This is a genomic window from Curtobacterium sp. MMLR14_006 (assembly GCF_001864985.1).
Taxonomy (GTDB): domain Bacteria; phylum Actinomycetota; class Actinomycetes; order Actinomycetales; family Microbacteriaceae; genus Curtobacterium.
Map to the genome: position 1 here is coordinate 371715 of NZ_MJGU01000022.1, position 21654 is coordinate 393368.

The 21654-nt window shown below is 72.9% G+C and carries 20 protein-coding genes; 15 read left to right on the forward strand and 5 right to left on the reverse strand.

Features of this window, described 5'->3' with window-relative positions; all coding sequences use genetic code 11:
- Nucleotides 1-2: 2 nt before the first annotated feature.
- On the reverse strand, nt 3-632 hold the full coding sequence (locus tag BIU94_RS10880) for a hypothetical protein (protein ID WP_071259391.1): 630 nt from the start codon (nt 630-632) through the stop codon (nt 3-5).
- Between the two features lie 41 nt (nt 633-673).
- On the opposite strand from BIU94_RS10880, the gene BIU94_RS10885 reads away from it, so the two are divergent.
- The gene (locus tag BIU94_RS10885; RefSeq protein WP_139196381.1) at nt 674-1558 is read left to right on the forward strand and encodes a putative RNA methyltransferase; all 885 of its coding nucleotides are present in this window, start codon (nt 674-676) and stop codon (nt 1556-1558) included.
- A gap of 10 nt (nt 1559-1568) precedes the next feature.
- Here BIU94_RS10885 and BIU94_RS10890 read toward each other — a convergent pair whose 3' ends face one another.
- Together BIU94_RS10890 and BIU94_RS10895 are read right to left on the reverse strand one after the other, a co-directional pair.
- A complete protein-coding gene (locus BIU94_RS10890; protein WP_071259394.1) occupies nt 1569-2507 on the reverse strand; it encodes a hypothetical protein in 939 nt (312 codons plus the stop codon).
- Nucleotides 2508-2555: 48 nt separating this feature from the next.
- On the reverse strand, nt 2556-2975 hold the full coding sequence (locus BIU94_RS10895) for a VOC family protein (RefSeq protein WP_071259397.1): 420 nt from the start codon (nt 2973-2975) through the stop codon (nt 2556-2558).
- A 62-nt stretch (nt 2976-3037) separates the two neighbouring features.
- On the opposite strand from BIU94_RS10895, the gene BIU94_RS10900 reads away from it, so the two are divergent.
- The 8 genes from BIU94_RS10900 to BIU94_RS10935 all read left to right on the forward strand — a co-directional run bounded on the left by BIU94_RS10900 (nt 3038) and on the right by BIU94_RS10935 (nt 12579).
- Entirely contained in the window at nt 3038-3982 is a 945-nt protein-coding gene (locus BIU94_RS10900; RefSeq protein ID WP_071260351.1) for a YafY family protein, read from the forward strand.
- Nucleotides 3983-4210: 228 nt separating this feature from the next.
- A complete protein-coding gene (locus tag BIU94_RS10905) occupies nt 4211-4300 on the forward strand; it encodes a potassium-transporting ATPase subunit F (protein WP_017887940.1) in 90 nt (29 codons plus the stop codon).
- Nucleotides 4300-5982, forward strand: coding sequence for a potassium-transporting ATPase subunit KdpA (gene kdpA, locus BIU94_RS10910; RefSeq protein ID WP_071259400.1), 1683 nt, complete (start codon nt 4300-4302; stop codon nt 5980-5982). The genes BIU94_RS10905 and kdpA overlap by 1 nt, the downstream gene beginning before the upstream one ends.
- Complete coding sequence (gene kdpB / locus BIU94_RS10915; RefSeq protein WP_071259409.1) at nt 5979-8075, forward strand: potassium-transporting ATPase subunit KdpB; 2097 nt, start codon at nt 5979-5981, stop codon at nt 8073-8075. The genes kdpA and kdpB overlap by 4 nt, the downstream gene beginning before the upstream one ends.
- Before the next feature lie 2 nt (nt 8076-8077).
- Complete coding sequence (kdpC, locus tag BIU94_RS10920) at nt 8078-8680, forward strand: potassium-transporting ATPase subunit KdpC (RefSeq protein WP_071259413.1); 603 nt, start codon at nt 8078-8080, stop codon at nt 8678-8680.
- A gap of 109 nt (nt 8681-8789) precedes the next feature.
- Entirely contained in the window at nt 8790-11282 is a 2493-nt protein-coding gene (locus BIU94_RS10925; RefSeq protein WP_071259416.1) for an ATP-binding protein, read from the forward strand.
- Nucleotides 11279-11962 carry a response regulator gene (locus BIU94_RS10930; protein WP_071259421.1) on the forward strand — a complete coding sequence of 228 codons (684 nt, stop codon included), beginning with the start codon at nt 11279-11281 and terminating at the stop codon, nt 11960-11962. Before BIU94_RS10925 ends, BIU94_RS10930 begins: the two co-directional genes overlap by 4 nt.
- A 122-nt stretch (nt 11963-12084) precedes the next feature.
- Nucleotides 12085-12579 (forward strand): helix-turn-helix domain-containing protein, encoded by a 495-nt coding sequence (locus BIU94_RS10935; RefSeq protein WP_071259426.1) that lies wholly within the window; start codon nt 12085-12087, stop codon nt 12577-12579.
- Here the strand turns inward: BIU94_RS10935 and BIU94_RS10940 are convergent.
- The gene (locus tag BIU94_RS10940) at nt 12563-13408 is read right to left on the reverse strand and encodes a LuxR C-terminal-related transcriptional regulator (protein ID WP_071259429.1); all 846 of its coding nucleotides are present in this window, start codon (nt 13406-13408) and stop codon (nt 12563-12565) included. The two genes, BIU94_RS10935 and BIU94_RS10940, sit on opposite strands and share 17 nt — an antisense overlap.
- Before the next feature lie 109 nt (nt 13409-13517).
- On the opposite strand from BIU94_RS10940, the gene hxlB reads away from it, so the two are divergent.
- The 4 genes from hxlB to BIU94_RS10965 all read left to right on the forward strand — a co-directional run bounded on the left by hxlB (nt 13518) and on the right by BIU94_RS10965 (nt 16689).
- The gene (hxlB, locus tag BIU94_RS10945) at nt 13518-14081 is read left to right on the forward strand and encodes a 6-phospho-3-hexuloisomerase (protein WP_071259433.1); all 564 of its coding nucleotides are present in this window, start codon (nt 13518-13520) and stop codon (nt 14079-14081) included.
- Between the two features lie 11 nt (nt 14082-14092).
- Entirely contained in the window at nt 14093-14719 is a 627-nt protein-coding gene (hxlA, locus tag BIU94_RS10950) for a 3-hexulose-6-phosphate synthase (RefSeq protein ID WP_071260353.1), read from the forward strand.
- A 147-nt stretch (nt 14720-14866) separates the two neighbouring features.
- Nucleotides 14867-15970: a bifunctional GNAT family N-acetyltransferase/class I SAM-dependent methyltransferase gene (locus BIU94_RS10960; protein ID WP_071259484.1), complete on the forward strand. Its 1104-nt coding sequence runs from the start codon at nt 14867-14869 to the stop codon at nt 15968-15970.
- Nucleotides 15967-16689: an alpha/beta hydrolase gene (locus BIU94_RS10965; RefSeq protein ID WP_071259487.1), complete on the forward strand. Its 723-nt coding sequence runs from the start codon at nt 15967-15969 to the stop codon at nt 16687-16689. The genes BIU94_RS10960 and BIU94_RS10965 overlap by 4 nt, the downstream gene beginning before the upstream one ends.
- 45 nt (nt 16690-16734) lie before the next feature.
- Here the strand turns inward: BIU94_RS10965 and BIU94_RS10970 are convergent, their stop codons facing one another.
- Nucleotides 16735-18090: an APC family permease gene (locus BIU94_RS10970; RefSeq protein WP_071259490.1), complete on the reverse strand. Its 1356-nt coding sequence runs from the start codon at nt 18088-18090 to the stop codon at nt 16735-16737.
- Between the two features lie 203 nt (nt 18091-18293).
- On the opposite strand from BIU94_RS10970, the gene BIU94_RS10975 reads away from it, so the two are divergent.
- Entirely contained in the window at nt 18294-19061 is a 768-nt protein-coding gene (locus BIU94_RS10975; RefSeq protein WP_071259494.1) for an HAD family phosphatase, read from the forward strand.
- Between the two features lie 76 nt (nt 19062-19137).
- A complete protein-coding gene (locus tag BIU94_RS10980) occupies nt 19138-21648 on the forward strand; it encodes a glycoside hydrolase family 65 protein (RefSeq protein WP_071259497.1) in 2511 nt (836 codons plus the stop codon).
- The last annotated feature ends 6 nt before the right edge of the window (nt 21649-21654 follow it).

The window sequence follows — 21654 nt, forward strand, 5'->3', positions numbered from 1 at the left end:
CGCTAGGGCACCAGCACGGCGAGCACGCCGGACCCGTCGGCCCACGTGCCGGTGAGCGTCTCGCCGTCGGGCAGGGGTGCGCCGACGACGCGCGGCACCGCGAGGCTGCCGTGGTCGGTCGCGATGGTGGTCGTCGTGCCGGCGGTGGTGTCCCGCACGGCCGTCACCGTGGGGGAGTCGGACGCCGAGCCGCTGCCCGACACCGTGCCCTCCTTCACCGGGGCGCCGCCGCCCTCGCCGGGTGCCGCCTCGAGGTCGGCCTCGCGTCCGCCGGTCGCGACTGCGCGGCGGAGCACGTCGGCGTAGACGGGGTCGCCGACGGCGTCGTAGACCCAGCGGCGACCGAGCACGGAGTGGTCCATCTCGGTGACGAGGTGGTCGTCCGCGCCGTCGAGCGGTGCGCCGCGGTAGGTGAGCGGCACCTGCAGCACCGGACCGTCGCCGACCCGCACCAGGTACGTCTCGACGCCGACCTCGCCGTCCGGGTCGTCGAACCGGAACCGGCCCGCGACGACGAGCGACCCGTCGGCGGCGGGGTCCGTCGTGACGCCGCTCCACGGCCGGGTCGGCAGCCAGGCGCCGATCGCGTCGGTCTTCGACGGGCGGAGGACGGCGTTGTGGATGACGGCCATGCCCCGACCGTACCGGCTCGCGACGCCCGTACGCTGGTCCGGTGCGAGACGACCTGCTGCCGATGCTCGCCTGCCCCGTGTGCACCGAGCCCCTCGCCCGCACGGCCCCGGGTCAGGCCGGCTGCACGACCGGCCACCGGTTCGACGAGGCGAAGCAGGGCCACCTGACGCTCCTGCCCGCGAAGCGTCGTGCCCTCACCGCGGACACCCCGGCGATGGTCGACGCGCGGCTGCGGTTCCTGGGTCGCGGGCACTACGCGCCCGTCGAGCGGGCGCTCGCCGTCGTCGTCGTCGAGGCCTCGGCGCCCGGCATCGTGCTCGACGTCGGGTCCGGTCCGGGCACCTACCTGGCACACGCGCTCCGCGCGGCGGGGACGGACGGGAGGCCCGTGGTGGCGCCCGGTGCGTCCGGCACCGCCGCCGGTGGGCCGGGCCCGGAGCCGGGGACGCGGCTCGGCCTCGCGCTCGACCTGTCCGCCGTCGCGATCCGGCGTGCGGCGCGCATCCACGAGCGGGCGGGGGCCGTCGTCGGGGACGTGACCGAGCGCCTCCCGGTCGTCGAGGACGCAGCCGCGGTCGTGCTGGACGTCTTCGCACCCCGCAACCAGACGGAGTACGCCCGGGTCCTGCACCCGGACGGCGTGCTCGCCGTGGTGACCCCGCGGACCGGCCACCTGGCGGAGCTCGCCGAGGCGACGATCGCGGTCGACCCGGAGAAGGAGCGTCGCCTGCACGACTCCCTGACGCCCGCCTTCACCCGGCGCTCGTCCGACGACCTGACGTGGACGATGGAGCTGTCCGCCGAGGACGTCCACGACGTCGTGCACATGGGGCCGAGCCACCACCACGTCGACCCGGAGCGGGTCTTCGCACCGACCCGCGTGACGGCAGCGGTGACGGTCAGCACCTGGGCCCCGGTGCGCTGAGGTCCCCGGCTCAGCCCGCGGCCGGACGCTCGCGCGGGTACCGGCCGACCCGGGCCTCGTGCAGGCGGCGGAGCACGAAGCCGAGCCCGACCCCCGCCATGCCTGCGGTCAGCGTGATCGGCAGCGCGTGCACACCGGCGGAGCCCCAGGCGTTGAACAGCAGGCCCCACTGCGCCGCCGCGAACGGCGCACCGGCGGCCGCGTGGTGGCTCCGCACCATGCCGGTCCACCAGCCCACCGGGCCGGACCACGCGAGGGTGACGAGGACGAGCACGAGCCAGGTGCCGAACGCACCCGGTGCAGGGACGAGGAGGAGGAGCGCCGGGACGACGACGGCCAGGACGCCGGAGACCCCGGTGGCCACGAGCTGCGAGCGCTCGCCGGGGGTGATCGGTGCCGCGCGTCGTGGGCGGCCGCGATCGACCAGGCGGGCTCGCTCGGGCGGCCGTCGGCGACCGACGACCAGGTACCGGAGCTGCATGCCGAGCAGCCAGCCGGCGACCGAGGCCACCAGGCTGGCACTCACCGCTCCCGGCCCGAGCGGCCCGACCAGCACGAACCCGCAGAACACACCGGCAGCGACGAGCGGGACCGCGACGAGCGGCGGCGCGCAGGCGAACAGCAGTGCACCCCAACCGACGCCGATCGCCGCTCCGGCGACGGCAGCACCGAGGGCATCGGCACCGAGGGCATCGGCACCGGGCCCACCGACCCCGGGGTCCCCGGCGTCGGTGGCCCGGCCGTAGAGGACCCCGAGGGCGACGGCGAGCACGGCGAACCACCACGCGCCGGCGGGGACCCGGCTGCCGCGCCAGTCCATGCGCTGCCGCAGGGTCCGGCGGAGCCGCTGCCGACGGCGGCGCGTGCGCTGCGCGCGACGGCGCCGCCGCCGCTCACGCTCGTCGTCGCGGACGTCCGCTCGGTCCGCGGCGGTCGCCTGCTCCCCCATGCGCCCAGTATGCCGAGCGCGCGGGCGCCGGGTCAGCCCTGCGCCGGTTCAACCCCGCGGACCCGCGACGTCGAGCTGCCACACGACGCCGAAGCGGTCGCGGAGCTGCCCGGCGAGCGGCGCCCAGGCCGAGGGGGCGAGGGGCTGCCGGACCTCGGCGCCCTCGGACAGCGCGGCCCAGTACCGCTCGATCTCGGCGGTGTCGTCGCCGTGCACGAAGACGTAGAAGGCGTTCGATCCCTGGTCGTAGGGCTGCCCGGGCCAGACGTCGAAGGCCATGATCCGGAAGCCCGCGGCGGTGGCGACCTGACCGAAGACGATGCGGTCGGCCCAGGCCGGGTCGTCGAGGGCGCCCATCTGGCCGTAGGTGGCGGCGGTGACCTCGCCGCCGAAGACCGCTGCGTAGAAGTCGAGCGCCTCGCGGGCGTCGCCGTCGAAGTTGAGGTGGGTTGTCGTTTCGATGCTCATGAGACAAGGCTGTCCGGCAATGCGGTCAGATCGTGACCGCTTCTTCGACGAGGATGATCGACATGGCCGGACCCTCCGCACGCATGCTCGCGCTGCTCTCCCTGTTGCAGGTGCACCGCGACTGGCCGGGCGACGAGCTCGCCGGGCGGCTCGAGGTCAGCCCCCGCACCGTCCGCCGCGACGTCGACCGGCTCCGCGGCCTCGGATACCGGGTCGAGGCGCTCCGCGGCCCGGCCGGCGGCTACCGGCTCGAGGCCGGGTCCGACCTGCCACCGCTGCTCTTCGACGACGACCAGGCGGTGGCGATCGCCCTGGCGCTCGCCGTCGCCCCGGCATCGGGGGCGGACGTCGCCGAGTCGGCGGCCCGCGCCCTGGCGACCGTCCGGCAGGTGATGCCCGCGCGCCTGCGGTCCCGGGTGGACGCCGTGCAGGCCGTGACCGCGACGAGCCGGACCACGACCGACCCGGACGTCCTGGTGGCGGTGAGCGAGGCCGTCCACCTGCGAGAGGTCTTCCGCTTCGGGTACGGCGAGGACGAGACCCCGCACCGGGTGGAACCGCACGCCGTCGTCGCCCGGAACGGCCGCTGGTACCTGCTCGACTGGGACACCGACCGCGACGACTGGCGCACCCACCGCGTCGACCGGATCACGCCGCGGATGCGCACCCGCGTCCCCTTCACACCGCGGGCGGTCCCCGGCGGCGACGCGGCGGCCTTCGTGTCGGCGCGCTTCAAGGGGTCGGCGGTGGACGACGTCTGGCCGTGCACCGGGTCCGTGACCACGACGCCGGCTGATGCGCGGACGATCACGCCGTACCTGCCCGATGACGCCGTGGTCGAGCAGGCCGAGGGCGCCCGGACCCGCATCACCCTGGGATCGTGGTCGTGGCAGGGGCTCGCGGGTGTCGTCGCGGGCTTGGCCGTGCCGGTGCGGGTCGAGGGCCCGGACGAGCTGCGCGGGGCGGTCCGCGACCTGGCCGGACGGCTGCGGGCGGCAGCGCGTTAGGACCGTGCATGCGTCCGTCCGGGCGGCGTGAGGGAACCGTTAGGACCGGCCGGGAGGCCCGGCGCAGGACCCAGCATCGGTTCGGCACCACACGTGGTGCCGTCCCGCGCCGCCCGGCGCGGGTACCGCAGACCTTCTGGAGTCCCTCGTGTTCGACGTGTTCGTCGTCGCCGGTGTCCTCGCCGTGTTCGGCGTGGTGGCACTGATCGCCAAGGGGGTGGAACGGCTGTGATCGGCATCACCATCGCGGCCGCCGTCCTCGGCATCGCCGCTGTCGTGTACCTCGTCTGGGCGCTCGTGCGTCCTGAGCGCTTCTGATGGGCGCCGCAGACGTCTGGGCCGGCATCGTCCAGGTCGCGACGCTCGTCCTGCTGCTCGTCGTCGCCTACCGGCCGCTCGGCGACTGGATGGCGAAGGTCTTCACCCCCGTCCGGCACAACCGTGTCGAGCGCGGGGTCTACCGGCTGATCGGGGTCGACCCGGACGCCGAGCAGTCCTGGCCCGTGTACCTGCGGGGCGTGCTGCTCTTCAGCGTCGTCGGGCTCCTGCTCGTCTACCTGCTGCAGCGCATCCAGGTCGTGCTGCCCGGCGACCTCGGGCTGCCGGCCGTCGGACCCTCGCTCGCGTTCAACACCGCGGCGTCGTTCGTCGCGAACACGAACTGGCAGTCCTACTCGCCGGAGGTCACCGTCGGTTACGCCGTGCAGATGGGCGGCCTCGCGGTGCAGAACTTCCTGTCCGCCGCCGTCGGCCTCGCCGTCGCCGTCGCCCTGGTGCGCGGGTTCGCCCGCCGGAAGTCGGGCACGCTCGGCAACGTGTGGGTGGACGTCGTCCGCGGGCTCGGCCGACTGCTGCTGCCCGGGGCGTTCGTCTTCGCGATCGTGCTCGTCGCCGGCGGAGTGATCCAGTCGTGGGGGAGCGGCACCGACGTCACGACGCTCGTCGGTGGCACGCAGCACATCCCGGACGGGTTCGTCGCCTCGCAGGAGGCGATCAAGGAGCTCGGCACGAACGGTGGCGGCTACTTCAACGCGAACTCGGCGCACCCGTTCGAGAACCCGCAGGCGTGGACGAACCTCGTCGAGGTGTTCCTCATGCTCGTCATCCCCTTCTCGCTGCCCCGCACGTTCGGCCGGCTGGTCGGCGACGACCGCCAGGGCTACGCGATCCTCGCCGTGATGGGCGCGATCTTCCTGGTGTCCCTGTCGGTGATGTCGATCGCGGAGCTCGGTGGCGCCGGTGCCGCGACGCACGCCGCAGGGGCCGCGATGGAGGGCAAGGAGACCCGGTTCGGGATCCTCGGCACGACGCTGTTCGGCACGACCTCGACCGCGACCTCGACCGGTGCGGTGAACGGCATGTTCGACAGCTTCACGCCCATCGGCGGCATGATGGCGTTGCTCAACATGATGCTCGGCGAGGTCACCCCCGGCGGCGTCGGCTCCGGCCTGTACGGCATGCTCGTGCTCGCCGTCATCACGGTGTTCATCGGCGGCCTGCTCGTCGGCCGCACGCCGGAGTACCTCGGCAAGAAGATCCGCGCGAAGGAGATGACCTTCGCGGCGCTGTACATCCTCGTCACGCCGACGCTCGTGCTCCTCACCACCGGGCTCTCGCTCGTGATCCCCGGCGTCCGCGAACAGGTGCTCGGCACGTCGATCTACAACCCCGGCAACCACGGGCTGTCCGAGCTGCTCTACGCCTTCACCTCGGGTGCGAACAACAACGGTTCCGCCTTCGGCGGGCTCACCGCGAACACCACGTGGATGAACTCCTCGCTCGGTGTCGTGATGCTGCTCGGCCGCTTCGTGCCGATGGTGTTCGTCCTGGCGCTCGCCGGGTCCCTCGCCGCCCAGGACCGGGTGCCGGAGACCGCGGGCACGCTGCCCACCCACCGCCCGCTGTTCATCGGGCTGCTCGGCGGCGTCGCCGTCATCGTCACCGCCCTCACCTACTTCCCGGTGCTCGCACTGGGCCCGCTCGCAGAAGGACTGTCATGACCTCCGTGACCACCGAGCCGGAACCGCGCACCGCCGTGGAGCCGACCACCCGCTCGTCCGCGTTCGGACCGCGCCAACTGGTGGCGGGCCTCCCGGGCGCCCTGCGGAAGCTCGATCCGCGACTCATGTGGCGGAACCCCGTCATGTTCATCGTCGAGGTCGGCGCGGCGCTGACGACGGCGGCCGCCGTCGTCGAGCCGTCCGCCTTCACGATCGCCATCGCCGTCTGGCTCTGGCTCACCGTCGTCTTCGCCAACCTGGCGGAGTCGGTGGCCGAGGGCCGCGGCAAGGCGCAGGCCGACACGCTGCGGAAGACCCGCTCGACCACGAGCGCCCGCCGGGTGCTCGGGTACTCGCAGTCCGATGCGGCCGCGACCGGCAACGCGACCGAGGAGGTCGCGTCCGTCGACCTGGCCAAGGGCGACGTGGTCGTGGTCGTCGCCGGCGAGGTCATCCCGGGTGACGGCGACGTCGTCGACGGCATCGCGTCGGTCGACGAGTCGGCCGTCACGGGGGAGTCCGCACCGGTCATCCGCGAGTCCGGCGGCGACCGCAGTGCCGTCACCGGCGGCACGCGGGTGCTGTCCGACCGGATCGTGGTGCGCATCACCTCGACGCCGGGTGAGACCTTCATCGACCGGATGATCCGCCTGGTCGAGGGCGCGGCACGGCAGAAGACGCCGAACGAGATCGCGCTGAACATCCTGCTCGCCTCGCTGTCGATCGTCTTCGTGATCGTCTGCCTGACGATGCAGCCCATCGCGGGCCTCGTCGGTGCGACCGTCAGCGTCCCGGTGCTCATCGCCCTGCTCGTCTGCCTCATCCCGACCACCATCGGCGCGCTGCTCTCCGCGATCGGGATCGCCGGCATGGACCGGCTGGTGCAGCACAACGTGCTCGCGATGTCGGGCCGTGCGGTCGAGGCCGCCGGTGACATCACGACGCTGCTGCTCGACAAGACCGGCACGATCACCTACGGCAACCGCCGGGCGTCGCGCGTGGTGCCGGTGCCGGGTGTGCCCGAGGCCGAACTGCTCGAGGCGGCGGCGCTGTCGAGTGCCGCGGACAGTACCCCGGAAGGACGCTCGATCGTCGACCTTGCGCGCGAGGACGGGGTGGCCGTCGGTCTGCCGGACGGCGCCGTCGAGGTGCCGTTCACCGCGCAGACCCGCATGTCCGGTCTCGACCTGCCGGACGGGTCGCAGATCCGGAAGGGCGCTGCTGCTGCGGTGCTCGCGTGGGCGAACACCTCCGACGCCGGTGTCGTGTCCGCCATCGACGGGTCGGTCGCAGAGATCTCCGACCAGGGCGGCACGCCGCTCGTCGTCGGGCGTCGGTCCTCGACCGGTGCGGTCACCCTGCTCGGTGTCGTGCACCTGAAGGACGTCGTCAAGGACGGCATGGCGTCCCGCTTCGCCGAGCTCCGGTCGATGGGCATCCGCACGGTGATGATCACCGGCGACAACCCCCGCACCGCGAAGGCCATCGCCGCCGAGGCCGGTGTCGACGACTTCCTCGCCGAGGCCACCCCGGAGGACAAGCTCGCGTACATCAAGCGCGAGCAGGAGGGCGGCAACCTCGTCGCCATGACCGGTGACGGCACGAACGACGCCCCGGCCCTGGCGCAGGCGGATGTCGGCGTCGCGATGAACACCGGCACGACGGCGGCGAAGGAGGCGGGCAACATGGTCGACCTCGACTCCGACCCGACCAAGCTCATCGACGTCGTCCGCATCGGCAAGCAGCTGCTCATCACCCGCGGTGCCCTGACCACCTTCTCCATCGCCAACGACGTCGCGAAGTACTTCGCGATCATCCCGGCGATGTTCCAGGCGGCGTTCCCCGGGCTCGCGGCGCTCAACGTCATGGGGCTGCACAGCCCGTCGTCCGCGATCCTGTCGGCGGTCGTCTTCAACGCGCTCGTCATCGTGGCGCTCATCCCGCTGTCCCTGCGTGGCGTCACGTACCGCGCGGCCGCAGCGTCGTCGATCCTCGGCCGCAACCTGCTCGTCTACGGGCTGGGCGGCGTGGTCGTCCCCTTCATCGGCATCAAACTGATCGACCTCGTGGTCGGTCTCATCCCGGGGTTCTAGTCATGGCATCTGCACGTTCCACCGTCCGTTCCGCCGGTGTGGCGATCCGCCTCACCCTGCTCGCCACCGTCGTGCTCGGCGTCGGCTACCCGCTCGCCGTCTGGGGCGTCGGCCAGGCGGCGTTCCACGACCAGGCCAACGGCTCGATGGTCACGGACTCGTCCGGCGAGGTCGTCGGTTCCTCGTTGATCGGGCAGTCCTTCACGGGCAAGCAGGCCGATCGCTGGTTCCAGTCGCGGCCGTCGGCCGCCGGCGAGGACGGCTACGACGCCGGTGCGTCCTCCGGCTCGAACCTCGGGCCGAACAACCCGGACCTGCTCGACGCCGTCGAGGACCGTCGTGCGGCGCTCGCTGCGGCCGACGGCGTCCCGGCAACGCAGGTGCCGGCCGACGCCGTGACCGCGTCGGGCTCGGGCCTCGACCCGGACATCAGCCCGGAGTACGCGGCGCAGCAGGTGTCGCGGGTGGCTGCGGCGCGGGGCCTGTCGGAGGACACGGTGCGGGCGCTCGTGGCGACGCACACCGAGTCGCGGCAGCTCGGGTTCCTCGGCGGCCCGGTCGTGAACGTGCTCGCGCTCAACCTGGCCCTGGCGAAGGCGTCCTGACCGTGCCCGTGAACCAGGTTCCGGACACGACACCGCGGAAGAGCGTGGTGCTGTGTCCGGAACCTGGTTCCGGCACACGCTGCGAGACCCGACGCGAGAGGATGAGCACGTGAAGCGCGGCAAGCTGCGGGTCCTGCTCGGTGCGGCGCCCGGCGTCGGCAAGACGTACACGATGCTCGAAGAGGGGCGTCGGCTGCTCGACGAGGGACACGACGTGGTCGTGGCCGTCGTCGAGACGCACGAGCGCGCCGCCACCGCGGCCCTGGTCGACGGGCTGGAGGTCGTCCCCCGCCGCACCGTCTCCCACCGCGGGGTGGAGCTCGACGACCTCGACCTCGACGCCGTCCTCGCCCGGGCCCCCGAGATCGCACTCGTCGACGAGCTCGCGCACACGAACGCCCCCGGGGGTCGCCACGACAAGCGCTGGCAGGACGTCGAGGCGCTCCTCGCCGCCGGGATCTCGGTGGTGAGCACCGTCAACGTGCAGCACATGCAGTCCCTCGGCGACGTCGTCCGCGAGATCACCGGCACCGTGCAGCGAGAGACCGTCCCCGACGCCGTGGTGCGTGCGGCCGACCAGATCGAGGTCGTCGACCTGGCGCCGGCAGCGCTGCGCGAGCGCCTGTCCGACGGACTCGTGTACCCGGCGGCCCGGATCGACGCCGCCCTGTCGAACTACTTCCGCCTCGGCAACCTGACCGCCCTGCGCGAGATCGCCCTGCTCTGGCTCGCCGACGAGGTCGACGACGCGCTCAAGGCCTACCGCGCCGAGCACGGCATCGAGCACCGGTGGGAGACCCGCGAGCGCGTGCTCGTCGCCCTGACCGGCGGCCCCGAGGGCGAGACCCTGCTCCGCCGCGGGGCCCGGATCGCCGCCCGCAGCGCCGGTGGCGAGCTCGCCGCCGTGCACGTCACGACGAACGACGGCCTGCGCGAGCGGCACCCCGGCGCGCTCGGCACCCAACGGACCCTGCTCGAGCAGCTCGGCGGCACGTACCACCAGGTCGTCGGCGACGACGTGCCGAGCACGCTCGTGCGCTTCGCGCGCTCGATCGACGCCACCCAGATCGTGATCGGCGTCAGCCGCCGGAGTCGGCTCGCCGCCGCGATGACCGGCCCGGGGATCGGCAACACCGTGATCCGCGAGTCCGGCGACATCGACGTGCACGTCGTCACGCACGAGCGCGCCGGCGGCGGGATCGCCCTGCCGAAGCTCGGCGGCAGCCTGTCGCGCGGCCGGGTGGTCGCCGCGTTCGTGCTGTCGCTGCTGCTCGGGCCGCTGCTCACCTGGGCGCTGTCCCTCGGCAGCGACCCCGACGCCATCACCGTCGACGTGCTGGCGTACCAGCTGCTCGTGCTCGTCGTCGCGCTCGTCGGCGGCATGTGGCCGGCGGTCTTCGCCGCCGTGCTGTCCGGGCTGAGCCTCGACTACTTCTTCGTGCAACCCCTCTACATGGTCACCGTCCAGCAGCCGTGGCACCTCTTCGCCCTGGTGATGTACGTGATCAGCGCGGTGCTCGTCAGCTTCGTGGTCGACCGGTCGGCCCGCCGCTCCCGTGCGGCGCGCCGCGCGTCCGCCGAGTCGGGCCTGCTCATGGGCATCGCGGGCAGCGTGCTCCGCGGCGACGACGCCCTGCAGGCCCTGCTCGACCGCACCCGCGAGGCCTTCGGCTTCGCCGGGGTCCGGATCCGCCAGGGCGACGAGGTGCCGGCCACATCCGGGACGTTCGGTGCGACGCCGGACGCGACCACGAGCCTCCCGTCCGGCGCCGTCCTGGAGTTCGCGGGCGCGCCCGACGACCCGACCCAGCGCCGGCTGCTGCGGGTCGTCGAGCAGCAGCTCGACGCCGCCGTCGAGCACCGCGAGCTGACGCGCACCGCCGTCGGTGCCGAGCGCATCGCCGCCGCCGACCGTGTCCGCAGCGCCCTGCTCGCGGCCGTCGGTCACGACGTGCGCCGCCCGATCGCGGCGGCCTCGGCCGCTGTGCAGACCCTCCGCGCGCCCGACATCGACCTGTCGCGGTCCGACCGGGAGGCCCTGCTCGCGACCGCCGACGAGAGCCTCGGTCAGCTGGCGGTGCTGTTGGCCGACCTGTTGGACGTCAGCCGCGTGCAGGCCGGTGTGCTCGCGGTCGCCCCCGCGTCGATCGCGCTCGAGACGGTGGTCGCCCCCGCACTCGACGAGCTCGAGCTCGGCCCCGACGACGTCGACCTCGACCTGCCCGCCGACCTGCCACCGGTGCTCGCCGACCCCGTCCTGCTGCAGCGGGTCGTCGTGAACCTGCTCGCGAACGCCGTCCGCTACGCGCCGGACGGCACCCACGTCCGGGTCGGCGCGAGCGCCTTCGCCGGCGGGGTGGAGCTCCGCGTCGCCGACCACGGCCCCGGGATCCCGGAGGACCGCCGCGGCGAGGTCTTCCAGCCGTTCCAACGCCTCGGCGACACCGACAACGACACGGGCCTCGGCCTCGGTCTGGCGCTCGCCCGCGGCTTCACCGAGGGGATGGGCGGCACGATCGAGGTCGACGACACCCCGGGCGGTGGCCTCACCGTCGTGGTGCGTCTGCCGATCGCAGGGCACGTGGGAGTGGAGATCCGATGAAGGTCCTCATCGCGGACGACGACGCCCAGCTCGTGCGGGCGCTCGCCGTGACGCTCGCCGCGCGCGGGTACGACGTCGTCACCGCCAGGGACGGTCGCGAGGCGATCGACGCCGTCATCACCGAGCGTCCCGACCTCGTGCTGCTCGACCTCGGCATGCCCCGGCTCGACGGCATCGGGGTGCTCGAGGGCGTGCGGGCCTGGTCGCAGGTGCCGGTCCTCGTGCTCTCCGGGCGCACCGACTCGTCCGACAAGGTCGACGCACTCGACGCCGGCGCCGACGACTACGTGACGAAGCCGTTCCAGATGGACGAGCTGCTCGCCCGGCTGCGCGCGCTCGGTCGGCGCCGGGTGGTGGCGTCCGAGGAGACCCCGACGATCGCGATCGGTCCGCTGCTCGTGGACCTCGTCGCGAAGCAGGTCACCCCGGCCGAGGGTCCGGCGATCCGGCTGACCCCGACCGAGTGGCGTCTGCTCGAGGTCCTCGTGACGAACCCGGACCGGCTGATGACCCGCGAGATGCTCCTGACCGAGGTCTGGGGCCCGACGCACGGCAACGACTCCGGGTACCTCCGGCTGTACATGGCGCAGCTGCGCCGGAAGCTCGAGCCCGACCCCGCGCACCCCCGCTACCTGGTGACCGAGTCCGGCATGGGGTACCGCTTCGCCCCCGGCGCTTAGCGTCCGTCGCGCCGGTGCCGTCGCGCTGTCGGGCTGCTGTCGGGTGACCGGCGGGGGACTGTCGTGTCGGTGTCGGGTCGCTGTCGTGGTGCGCCGTTCCGCGGTTCCCTAGTGTTCAGGCCATGAACGAGATGCGGATCGGGGAACTCCGACGACTGCGGGGCTGGACCCAGGAACGACTGGCCGAGACGAGCGGCATCGCCGTGCGGACGGTGCAACGGATGGAGAGCGGCAACGACGCGAGCCTCGAGTCGCTGTCCGCGGTGGCCTCGGCCCTCGAGGTCCCCGTGCGCGACCTGTTCGTCACCGCGGAACCGGCGGCACTCGAACCGGGCGTCCGCGGCCTCGACGAGCGGGCGGAGCGGCAGCAGACCCAGCGTGACGCGGTCTCCCGCGGGTGGCGGTACCTGTACTCCGGGCTCGGCATCGTCGTGACGCTCGGCACCCTGGCGCTCATCGGTTCGGACGTCTGGGCCGGCGCGGCGATCTTCGTGATCCCGGTCTACTGGGCGGGTGGGCGGTTGCTCTCGCAGTTCCTCATGGCGACGGTCGTCGAGCCGTCACTCGACCGCCGGTACCCGTCGTCGCGGTCGAACCGCGTCACGCGCGGGAGCTGAACGCGGCGAGCTCGGCCCGGGTCCGGGCGCCGTGCTTCCGGAGCAGGTTCGCCACGTGGTACTTGACGGTGTTGACGCTGATGCCGAGACCGTCGGCGATCTCCCGGTTGCCCACGCCCGTCGCCACGAGCCGGAGCACGTCGCGCTCGCGCGGGGTGAGGTCGTCGTCGTCGACCGCGTCCACCTCGGTCGGACGGGGGTCGAGCGGCAGCGTGATGTCGAGCACGGATCCCCAGCCGGGCGTGCTCGCGACGTGCACCGTCCCGTCGAGGGTGACGACCCGTTCGGCGATCGGGCGCACGGCGTCGTCGTGGACGTCGAGCGTGCCGGAGCCGTCGTCGCGGAGCTGCATGAGCAGGTTCCGGCCGTCGCAGTCCCACTGGATGCGCACCCGTTTCGCGGCACCGTCGTCGACCAGGGCGAGCACCGCGGTCCGGACGATCGCCCGGGCCGCGTGCGCGACGTCGCCGGGCAGCGCACGGCCGGTCGTCGGTGGTTCGACGAACTGCACGTCGAGGTCGCCGAAGCGGACGAGCGGCCGCAGGTCGGCGCGCAACCGCGAGAACGCTCCGGTGACGGGTTCGAGCAGGGTGCTCCGCTGCTGGTCGGTCACCGTCCGCAGGTCGACGAGGGCCGCCGACGCGATCTCGACGGCCTCGGCCCGGGCGGCGGCGTCGGTCACCCGTGCCGAGCGGAGCACCGCGAGGACCGACTCCAGGGTGAGGGCGTGCCGGTCCGCCTGCTCGGCGACGGTCCGCGCGTGCTCGGCGGCGGCGAGCCGGATGGCGGAGCCGCCCCGGGCCTCCTGGGTGTCGACCGGAGCGTCCATGCTGCCGAACCTACCCGTCCCACCCGAGCGGGCAGGCCCACCCGATGGGGTGGGGGCCCCGCCGGGGCGGGTAGCAGTGCCGGACACCCGTCGACGGGAGGATCGACACATGGCAGCAACCACCGTCTCCGCAGCGCTCGACCTCGTCGTCCGCGAGGTCGGCGACCTGGCGGCCCGCCTCGACGACGCCCCGGCGCAGCGCGCCCTCGACCTCATCGAGGGCGCCGACCGGGTGTTCGTGCACGGCGCCGGCCGCTCCGGCCTCGCCCTCCGGATGACCGCGATGCGCCTCATGCACCTCGGGCTCGACGCGCACGTCGTCGGCGAGGTCACCACCCCGGCCATCCGACCGGGTGACCTGCTCCTCGTCGCGAGCGGCTCCGGCGCGACCACCGGGATCGTGCAGGCGGCGCGCACCGCGCACGAGGTCGGGGCGTCCGTCGTGGCGCTCTCGACCACCGACGACTCCCCGCTCGCCGAGCTGGCGGACGTCACGATCGTGCTGCCCGCCGCGACGAAGACCGACCGCTCCGGCACGGCCTCGGCCCAGTACGCCGGCAGCCTCTTCGAACAGGCGGTCGCCCTGGTGGGCGACGCCGTGTTCCACGCCCTGTGGGCCCGAGGCGGGCAGTCCGCCGACGACCTCTGGCCCCGTCACGCCAACCTCGAATGAAAGGCATCCCCATGCAGCTCCAGTTCGCCATGGACACCCTGACCACCGAAGCCGCCCTCGAGCTCGCCGCCGCGGCCGCGCCGCACGTCGACGTCCTCGAGCTCGGCACGCCCCTGATCAAGAGCGCCGGCCTGTCCGCCGTCACCGCGATCAAGGAGGCGCACCCCGACAAGATCGTGTTCGCCGACCTCAAGACCATGGACGCCGGTGAGCTCGAGGCCGACATCGCCTTCTCGGCCGGTGCCGACCTGGTCACCGTCCTCGGTGTCGCCGGCGACTCGACGATCGTCGGTGCCGTCAAGGCCGCGAAGCAGCACGGCAAGGGCATCGTCGTCGACCTGATCGGCGTCGCCGACAAGGCCGCCCGTGCCCGCGAGGTCGTCGCGCTCGGCGCCGAGTTCGTCGAGGTCCACGCCGGGCTCGACGAGCAGGCGGAAGAGGGCTTCACGTTCTCGACCCTGCTCGACGCCGGCAAGGACTCGGGCGTCCCGTTCTCGATCGCGGGCGGCGTGAACGCGTCCTCGGTCGCCTCGGTGCAGCAGGCCGGCGCCCGCATCGCCGTCGCCGGCAGCGCGATCTACAGCGCCTCGGACGTCGGTGCCGCCGCCGCCGAGATCCGCGCGGCGATCACCGAGTAGCGCGTCCCGGTCGCGCGGTCGTCGCTCGCCGCGCGACCGCGGGCGACATCGAGTGAGCAGAAGACGTCGAGTGTGAACACCACACCCGACGTCTTCTGCTCACTCGCGGCCCGTCCCGCACCGCCCACCGGGCGGTACCGTCGTGGCGTGACGATCACGCTGCGCCGGGTGACGGCGGACGACTGGGAGACCTGGCGTCCGGTCCGACTCGCGGCGCTCGCCGACTCCCCGGGGGCCTTCGGTTCGACGCTCGCCGAGTGGGCAGACGCTCCCGTACACCGGTGGCGAGCCCGGCTCTCGATCCCGGGAGCGCTCGACCTGCTCGCCCAGACCGAGGACGGCTCCGTCGTGGGCATGGCGAGCGGTGTGCCGGGCGAGGACCCCGGCACCGCAGGACTCATCTCGATGTGGGTCGACCCCGTCGCCCGGGGCCGGGGAGTCGCCACCGCGCTCGTCCGTGCCGTCGCCACCTGGGCCGCGAGCGCCGGAGCCCACCACCTCGAGCTGTCGGTCGTCCCGGACAACACCACGGCCCGCCGCACGTACGAGCGCTGCGGCTTCACCGTGGTCGACGAGCCCGTGGCCGACGAGCCCGGAGACGCCCTGCCCGACGGCCGGCGCGAGCTCGTGATGCGCCGTGACCTCACCGCCGAGCGCACGCTGGACGCCTACGAACGCGCGGCCGACCGCTATGCCGAGCGCACCGACGACCACCGGGCAGGACTCGTCGACGACCTGCTCGCGCTCGTCCCCGTCGGGGCGCGGGTGCTCGAACTCGGGTCCGGCCCGGGGCGGGACGCCCTCGCGCTCGAGGCCGCCGGGCTCGTGGTCGACCGGACGGACGGCGCCCGGTCGTTCGTCGAGGCGCTGCGGTCCGGGGGCCGTGACGCGCGCCTGCTCGACGTGCGCTCGGACGCGTTCGGCGGCCCGTACGACGCCGTGTTCGCGAACGCGGTGTTGCTGCACGTCGCACGGACGGAGCTCGGGGCCGTCCTCGTCCGGCTCCGTGACGCCGTACGGCCGGGCGGCGTGCTGGCCGCGACCCTGAAGCACGGCGACGGCGATGCGTGGAGCACCCGGAAGCTGGACCACGCCCGGCACTTCACCTACTGGACACCAGAGCCCCTCGCCGCGCTCGTCGCCCGCTCCGGGTGGGTCGACGTCGACGTCCGCGAGACGACGCGACCAGGGGCCGACGAGCGGTGGCTGACCGTGACCGCACGGCGCCCCCGGGAAGCAGGGACGCCGTGAGCCGAGCACTCCGCTGGACCGCCTGGGTCGTCACCGTCGTCGTGCTGCTCGCGGTGGTGTTCCTCGTCTGGGCGCACACCGTCATGGAGGGCACCCGCAGCGCCGCCCTGCAGGTCTGGCGCGACGACCGGGTCGCCGTCCGGGACGCCGGTGACTCGGTGGTGATGACCCCGACCGGCCAGGCCGACGGGGTCGGGATCGTGTTCATCCCCGGGGCCAAGGTCGACCCGTACGCGTACCTGGCGACCTTCCGGCAGGTGGTCGCGAACGGCACGACGGTGGTCATCACGAAGCCGACGCTCAACCTGGCGTTCTTCGACACGCGTCCGCTCGCCACGTTCGAGGCGCACGCCCCCTCGGTCGCCCGCTGGGCGGTCGGCGGGCACTCCCTCGGCGGGGTCCGTGCGTGCCAGCTCGCGCAGGACGCCGACGGCCTGCTGCTGCTCGGCAGCTACTGCGCGAACGACGTCAGCCGCTCGTACATCGACGTGCTGAGCGTCTCCGGTTCGCGTGACGGACTGTCGACCCCCGCGAAGGTGGACGCCGCGCGGCACCTGCTGCCGTCGACCGCCACCATGACCGAGGTCCAGGGGGCGAACCACGCCGACTTCGGTGCCTACGGCGACCAGCCGGGCGACGGGACGGCGACCATCAGCCGTGCTGGTGCCCGCCAGCAGATCGCGGACGCGATCGGGGCCTGGGTGCGCGACCTGCGCTGACCACGCACGCGGACGGTCTGCCTGGAGGCCCGTGGTGCGTGCCGGTCAGCGGATCACGCCCGCCTCGTGGTCGCGTCCGGAACGGCGTCCGGTGAACCGGGCGACGAAGTACAGCACCACACCGACGGCCAGCAGGATCGCCGCGTACAGCCAGACCTGACCGCTCTGCTGCGTGAGCAGCAGGATGCACGACAGCACGCCGAGCACGGGCACGACGGTCCAGACCTTGAAGTGGTCGTGCTCGACGCGGTCGCGGCGGAGCACCAGGACGGCGACGTTCGTGCTGATGAACACGAAGAGCAGCAGGAGCACGACGGTCTCGGCCAGGACGCCGACGTCCCCGACCAGGGTGAGGAGCATCGCGACGACGGTCGTGGCGACGATGGCCGTCCACGGGGTCTTCCGGTTCGGCAGGACCTTCGCGAGCAGCGCGGGCAGCAGACGCTGCTCGGCCATGCCGTACGTCACGCGGCTCGCCATGATCATCGTCAGCAGGGCGCCGTTCGCGACGGCGACCAGGGCGATGAGGCTGAACACCCAGTCCGGGATCGGCACGCCGGTGGCCGAGACGACCGCGAGCAGCGGACCGCTCGACTCGGTCAGCTCCGAGGCCGGCAGGGCGATCGCGCTGGCGAGGGCGACGAGCACGTAGACGACGCCGGCCGTGGCGAGGGCACCGAACAGGGCCTTCGGGTAGACCCGACGGGGTTCGCGGACCTCCTCCGCGATGTTCGCGGAGGTCTCGAAGCCGACGAACGAGTAGTAGGCGACGATCGCGGCACTCAGCGTCGCCAGTGCCGGGTTCGCCTCGGCCGGGAACGCGCCGATCCGCGAGACGTCGCCGCCGCCGCCGCCGAGCATCACGGCCACGACGACGATCACGATGACGAGGCCGGAGACCTCGATGATCGTCATGACGACGTTGCTCTTCAGCGAGTCGGAGATGCCGCGGGCGTTCAGGCAGGCGATCAGGGCGAGGAAGACGATCGCGGTCGGCACCGGCGGCAGGTCGACGAAGGTGCCGAGGTAGTCGCCGGCGAAGGCGAGCGACAGGCCGGCGGCACTCGTGACGCCGGCGGCGAGCATGCTGAAGCCGACCAGGAACGAGACGATGGGCGTCTTGTAGGCCCGCTCGGCGAAGACGGCGGCGCCGCCGGCCTTCGGGTACTTCGTCACGAGTTCGGCGTACGAGCCCGCGGTGAGCAGGGCCAGCAGGAGCGCGAGCACGAGCGGTGCCCAGAGCGCGCCGCCGACGTCCTTCGCCAGGGTCCCCATCAGGGCGTAGATGCCGGCGCCGAGGACGTCGCCGAGGATGAAGAGGAACAGCAGGGGGCCGGTGATCGCCTGGCGGAGCTTCGACCCCTCGCCGTCGTGGGGTGCGGTCGTGGTGTCGCTGGTCATGGTGGTGCCTTCCGTCCCGGGACAGCGTGCCGGTGGGGCCATCGGTGGACGCACAGGAGAGCCGGTGGACGCGGCACTCCTCCCCACCGGGCCGGGGCGCCGGCGCGCTCCACAGGCTGTCGGCCCGACTGAACGTGCCGTCTGGAGCGGTCCTAGACTCATCGGGAGCCACACGTCCACCACCAGTCCCCGGAGGACCGCAGATGACGACGCAGGACCAGCGCACGCCCGCGCGACTCGGAGACCAGCGAGCGCTCCTGTTCGACCTGGACGGGGTCCTCACCCCGACCGCCGACGTGCACATGCGTGCGTGGAGCCGCCTGTTCACGTCGTACCTCGCCGCGCACGGGGCCGACCAGTACACGGAGCAGGACTACTTCGCGCACATCGACGGCAAGCCGCGGTACGACGGTGTGCGGTCGCTGCTGGCCTCGCGCGGCATCGAGCTGCCCGAGGGCACGCCGGACGACGCCCCCGACGCCGAGACCGTGTGCGGCCTCGGCAACCGCAAGAACGCCGAGTTCACGGCCGAGCTCGACGAGCACGGGGTCGAGCCGTACCCCGGCTCGCTCGCGTTCCTCACCGCGGCGATCGACGCCGGACTCGACGTCGCCGTCGTGTCGAGCTCCGCCAACGCCACCTCGGTGCTCCGGACCGCCGGCATCCTCGACCGCTTCCCGGTCGTCGTCGACGGCCTCGTCGCCCGCCAGGACGGCCTCGCCGGCAAGCCCGCCCCCGACACCTACCTCGACGCCGCGAGCCGGTTCGGGCTCACGGCGGCCGAGTGCGTCGTGGTCGAGGACGCCACCAGCGGGGTCGAGGCGGGCCGCAACGGCGGCTTCGGGCTCGTCGTCGGCGTCGACCGCGGTGCGGGGGCCGACGCGCTCCGCGCGCACGGGGCCGACGTCGTGGTGACCGACCTCGCCGACCTCGTCGCCGACCTGCCCCGGCCGGCCGCCAGCACGACGTAGGCCGACGGTCCGGAGGCGAGCCGCGCCTCCCGTCCGCCCCTGACGTCCCACCCACCCTTCCCCGCCACGGAGCCCCATGAACCCCATCACCTCGGACCCGCTCGACCGCGTCCGCTACCCGATCGACGAGTGGGCGCTGGTCGAGACGGAGTACGCGCCCGACGAGCAGGGCGTCGCCGAGACGAACTTCGCCGTGGGCAACGGGTACCTCGGGCTGCGCGGCAACCTCGACGAGGGCCGTGGCGGCGTGCAGTACGGCACGTACATCAACGGCTTCCACGAGACCTGGCCGATCCGGCACGCCGAGGACGCCTTCGGCTTCGCGAAGACCGGCCAGACGATCATCAACGCCCCCGACGCGAAGGTCATCCGGCTCTACGTCGACGACGAGCCGCTCGTCCTGGCCGAAGCAGACATCCTGCGGCACACGCGCCGGCTCGAGTTCCGCGGCGGGTACCTGTTCCGCGAGACCGAGTGGTCGACGCCGTCCGGCAAGCGGGTGCTCATCCGCTCGCGCCGTCTGGTGTCCTTCACCGACCGGCACCTGGCGGTCATCGACTACGAGGTCACCGTGCTCGACGCCGACGCGTCGATCCTGCTCTCGAGCCAGATCCTCAACCGGCAGGACGTGCAGGACGAGTACCACGCCGGCATGCGGGCGGCGGCGAGCGCCTTCGACCCGCGCAAGGCCGAGTCCTTCACCGAGCGCGTGCTCGAGCCGAAGCTGAAGCGGAGCACCGGCGGGCGGTCGCTGCTCGGCTACCAGGCGTCGAGCTCCGGGATGACGGTGTGCGTCGGCGTCGAGCACCACCTGGAGACCGAGAACAGCTGGGACGAGTCCTCGTCGATCGACGACGACCTCGCGAAGCACGTCTACCGCGTGCAGGCCCGGGCCGGGCAGCCGATCCGACTCGTCAAGCACATCGTCTACCACACGTCGCGCGGGGTCCCGGTGCGGGAGCTCGCGGACCGCTGCGACCGCACGCTCGACCGGGCGCACGCCGAGAACATCGACGAGACCTTCGAGAAGCAGCGCACCTGGCTCGACGACTACTGGGTGCGCACCGACGTCGAGATCGCCGGCCAGCCGGCCATCCAGCAGGCCGTCCGGTGGAACCTCTTCCAGCTCGCCCAGGCCACGGCGCGCACCGACGGACACGGCATCGCCGCCAAGGGCGTGACCGGCTCCGGCTACGGCGGGCACTACTTCTGGGACATGGAGATCTACGTCCTGCCGTTCCTGTCGTACACGGCACCGGTCGTGGCGCGGAACGCCCTGCGCTTCCGTTACAACATGCTCGACCCCGCCCGGGCCCGGGCCCGGGAGCTCAACCAGCGGGGCGCACTGTTCCCGTGGCGGACGATCAACGGCGAGGAGTCGAGCGCCTACTACGCCGCCGGCACCGCGCAGTACCACATCGACGCGGACATCGCGCATGCGCTGATGCAGTACGTCCGGGCCTCGGGCGACACCGAGTTCCTCAAGCGCGGGGCGATCGACATCCTCGTCGAGACCGCCCGGCTGTGGGCGGACCTCGGGTTCTGGCGCTCGAACGGCGACCAGAAGTTCCACATCGACGGGGTCACCGGACCCGACGAGTACACGACCGTCGTCGACGACAACCTCTACACGAACGTGATGGCGCGGGCGAACCTGTGGTTCGCGGTGAACGCCTGCCGGGAACTCGCCGCGGACGACCGCGAGGAGTACGACCGCATGGTCCGCCGGACGGGTCTGCGCCCGGACGAGGTCCGCGAGTGGGAGCACGCCGCCGAGTCGATGGAGATCCCGTTCGACCCGCACCGTGGGATCCACCCGCAGGACGCCCAGTTCCTCGACAAGGAGCTCTGGGACCTCGAGAACACGCCGGAGTCGAAGCGGCCGCTGCTGCTCCACTACCACCCGCTGGTGATCTACCGGTTCCAGGTGCTCAAGCAGGCCGACGTCGTGCTGGCCCTGTTCCTGCAGGGGCACGAGTTCACGGCGGCCGAGAAGCGTCGGGACTTCGACTACTACGACGCGCTCACCACGGGCGACTCCACGTTGTCCGCGGTCGTGCAGTCGATCATGGCGGCCGAGGTCGGCTACCACGACCTGGCCGACCAGTACTTCCAGACGGCGCTCTACGTCGACCTGGCGGACCTGCACGGCAACACCTCGGACGGCGTGCACATCGCGTCGACCGGTGGCATCTGGGGCGCGCTCGTCAACGGCTTCGGCGGCATGCGCGACCACGGCGGTCGGATGACCTTCAACCCGCGCTTGCCGCGGCACTGGGAGCGCCTGACCTTCCGCATCACGGTGCGGGGGTCGCGGGTCCGGGTCGACCTCGACGAGTCAGCCCTGACGTTCACGGTGGAGACCGGCGAGGGCTTCACGGCGTGGGTGCACAACCAGCAGTGGGACATCGTCGCGGGTGCCCCGACGGTCGTGCCGCTCCCGCACCAGGGGCCGCGCATGACGGGGCACGCGCCGACGACGAGCGACATCCAGGGCACGCTGCGGGCGGACGGGTCGGTCGTCACGGCGTCGATCCCGACGATCTCCCTCGAGCGCGACTTCGACGTCGACGAGACGACCGCGTAGCGCCGG